At 45.6% G+C, this 3,476-nt stretch carries 3 protein-coding genes; 1 reads left to right on the top strand and 2 read right to left on the bottom strand.

All coding sequences use genetic code 11. The annotated features are described in order from the left end of the window. A partial coding sequence (locus JX312_RS10740) for a superoxide dismutase (protein ID WP_204457990.1) occupies positions 1–396 on the top strand: 396 nt, incomplete at its 5' end. Positions 397–489: 93 nt separating this feature from the next. Here the strand turns inward: JX312_RS10740 and JX312_RS10735 are convergent. Together JX312_RS10735 and JX312_RS10730 are read right to left on the bottom strand one after the other, a co-directional pair. Next, positions 490–1,251 carry a glycerophosphodiester phosphodiesterase family protein gene (locus JX312_RS10735; protein ID WP_123405939.1) on the bottom strand — a complete coding sequence of 254 codons (762 nt, stop codon included), beginning with the start codon at positions 1,249–1,251 and terminating at the stop codon, positions 490–492. Positions 1,252–1,264: 13 nt separating this feature from the next. Next, positions 1,265–3,475, bottom strand: coding sequence for a glycoside hydrolase family 31 protein (locus tag JX312_RS10730; protein ID WP_204457989.1), 2,211 nt, complete (start codon positions 3,473–3,475; stop codon positions 1,265–1,267). Position 3,476 lies beyond the last annotated feature (1 nt).

Genomic DNA, 3,476 nt, shown 5'->3' with positions numbered 1-3,476 from the left:
CTATTCAACAATGCTTCACAGGCATGGAACCACATATTCTATTTCTTCCAGTTTTCGCCTAATGGTCTTAAGGAACCGGCAGGAGAATTAAGGAAACAGATTGAAGACCAGTTTGAAAGTCTGGAGACATTCAAGAAAAAATTCGAGGAAGCCGGCGCCACACTCTTCGGTTCCGGATGGGTATGGCTGTCTGCCGATGACAAAGGCACACTCTTCATCACTCAGGGTGGCAACGCATCGAACCCGATGACTCAGGGACTCAAGCCTATACTGACGTTTGATGTATGGGAACACGCATATTACCTTGACTATCAAAATCGGAGAGCTGATTATCTTCATTCTCTCTGGGACATAGTAGACTGGGACATAATAGGGATACGTTATGGAAATGAATAGGAATTACAATGTATAAACAGCAGAAACCCATGTCGGAGCACCGGCATGGGTTTTGTTTGCGAACATGTCGCTATAGATTGTGTGTTTTCTGCTTTATTTAAGCATCTGCTGCAGACGCTCCGGTTCGTTGGTGGTGATGTAGTCAACGCCATGTTCAATGCACCATTTCATGTCTTCAGGCTCGTTTACTGTCCATACGTTGACTTCAAGACCTTTATCGTGACATTCCTTTATCCACTCGGGATGTTTCTTCATCACCTTCAGAGAATAATCGATGCCTGCTCCTTTGGCAAACTTTATCTGACAAGGAACATAATCACCGTTAAGGAAATAGACTTTAGCCCCTTTAGGTGCCGCCTTCACATACTGCTTAAAAGCATCTTTAGAGAAAACTATATAGTCTGTCCGGTCTTCGAGACCAAATTTTTTCACCATTTCTACAGTCTTTTTCACAGCCTCTTTCTCACGCGCACGGCTGTCGTGAGTCTTAAGCTCCAGCACAAGACGCGTCTTCAACCCCTGAGCAGTCTTAAGATATTCTTCGAGAGTCGGAATATTCTCTCCGTTCGAGAGTTTCTGCTTACGCACTTCCGCTGCCGGCGTGCGCTGAATCTCAACACCGTTGATAGTCGGATCATGATTAACAAAAATCACATTGTCGGGTGTCATCCATACATCAAATTCAGAAGCATAGCAACCGATAGAGTCTGCTTTTACCAATGAACGGATTGAATTCTGCGAAGCTCCTTCCGTATTCCAATAACCGCGATGAGCTATTACCTTTGGTTTGGCTGCCTGAAGGGCAAATGTTCCGGCGAACATAGCCGCCGCAATCAACATAATACTTTTTCTCATGATATCGTATGTTTTAGATTGAGTATTCCACCATAACTTTTTTACGAACATCTGTCTCTGGTATCTCAATTACAGGAATGCCGCTTTTATCGACAGACACTCTGCGCTTTTTGCCATTCACCTTCACTCCGGCTTTTACATCGGCTTTGGGAATGCATACTTTATAAGAACGCTTCTCGATGCATCCGTCATAAGCGCCCTCAGCCGGATTCACCGTTATTGTGACTTTATTCCCTTTTTGTGAGTAATTCAGTTTTGTAACCGAATATTTTCCTTTTGTATAGTCAAGGCTGATACCGTCATCCTCATATAGTTCAAATGTGTTGTCAGCATCGTCTCCTGCCGGATAAGCCGTCAGTTCAAGCTTTGTCAACGGTGTTGTGGCAGGTCGCGATGTATAAGGCTGCATAGCGAGTATGTGTCCGCCTCTTACATACAACGGGAACTCATCGAGTGGCTTGGAGATGTCTTGGGTCTGACCACCGTCAAAACGTTCGCCGGTAAAATAGTCATACCATACCTCCCCCTTCGGGAACCACACCTTCTGAGAGGCAACTTTGTTCTCTCCTGCTCCGGGAGATGTTATGGGCGCTGCCATGAGAACATCACCGAACATGAACTGCTGCGGCTGGTCAAAAGATTCTTTCTGGCTCCCGAAATCAATAAACATAGACCTGTTGAGAGGAACCATAGTGTTGTGCGTATGCCATACATTACTGTAAATATAAGGCATCAGCTGCGAACGGAAATGATACATCCTGCGCATTGCCTCCGTTTCCTTCTTTCCACTTATCCATGGACGGCGGTCAAGTTTCTTGTCTTTTGTTGAATGCACTCTCAAAGCCGCCGATAATGCACCGAACTGAGTCCAGCGTGTGGTAAGCTCAGGATTCGGTTCACCGCGGAAACCGCCTATGTCATGTGCCCAGTAATAGCAACCGCCTTGACCGGAACATGCCGTTAGCTTCACTTCAAAAGCCAGCATAGGCCAATTTGCCTGTGCGTCACCGGAGAACTGTATGGGATGTCTGTGGTCTCCCCATCCTGCCCAACGGCTATAACCGGCTCCTCGTTTCCCCTCTCGCATGGAATTGCGATAATAGAGTTCGTTTATCCATTGCAATGAAGTGGAATTATGTCCGGCAACATATGGGTAAAGATAATTCTGCTGCCAGTCAAGCCACCAGAAATCGACACCGATATCTTCCGAAGGCTTGTGCGCATAACGGAAAAACTTCTCCATATAGTTCTTATCGGAAAGGTCAAACAACGGAACCTCTCCGGGGTTGACGCCGAGAGCTTTGGCAAATTCATCATAATTGTGTTCATGCGGACGTATGCCATCGTGCGGATGGTCATTGAGAGAGACTGTCACACCTTTTTCATGAAGTTTCTTCACAAGATCTGCCGGATCCGGAATCAATTCCCTGTTCCAGGTGTATCCGTTCCAGTTCAGATGACCATTATGACCGGTTCCGACCTTTGCGTCGTTGGTGTGCCAGCCCATATCGAAAACAATGTTATCAATCGGGAAATCATTCTTGTCATATCCATCTATTATATCAAGAAATTCATCGGAAGTATAATCCCAATACCTGCAATACCACACTCCGTGAATATATTTTCTCGTCATAGGAACTTTTCCCGAGATGGCACCGAGACTTGCAAGCGCAGCCTTGAAATCATTGCCGTAGATGAAGCAATACTGATCCTGAATATGATTTTTTGTATCACGCGGCTCTATCCAGTCGTTGACAAGCAGATCACCCCTCGCATCATCGATCATATACCATCCGTCTTTACTCAGGATGCCGTCGTTCATCGGAATCTCGGCAGTCACGCGGTCGAGTGTCTCCACCGGTCCCCCAAGATTATTTTTCGTTATGAAACGATTTGTAAATTTTTTCTCCTTTCCATTATGTGTATAAAACACATTAAGATTTGATGTCGAAAACGGAAAACCGTCATTCTTATACCAGATTCTGAGAGACGGAGTCTTTATCTCATAACAATTGTCGCCTAATTCCTTGACATCGATACTTTCAGGCGAGAGCATCGATGCCCGATCATACGCAAATAAAGTGGGGGCATCTATAAATTTACCATCCACGGCATACTCCAGACGAAGAAGCGTGGGGGTTATTATTGAAAGCCTGTTCTTTCCGAAAACCATAGGGTTCTGCTCTGGATGCTTGGCATATGCCGACAGANCGGTCCCTGTCAGG

Source organism: Barnesiella sp. CU968, assembly GCF_905219685.1.
Taxonomy (GTDB): Bacteria; Bacteroidota; Bacteroidia; order Bacteroidales; family Muribaculaceae; genus Lepagella; species Lepagella muris_A.
This window is presented reverse-complemented; position numbering and strand designations above follow the sequence as displayed.

Bases quoted from the DNA above. Each gene is read 5' to 3' on its own strand.
- JX312_RS10735 (WP_123405939.1), bottom strand. From the start codon at position 1,251: ATGAGAAAAAGTATTATGTTGATTGCGGCGGCTATGTTCGCCGGAACA.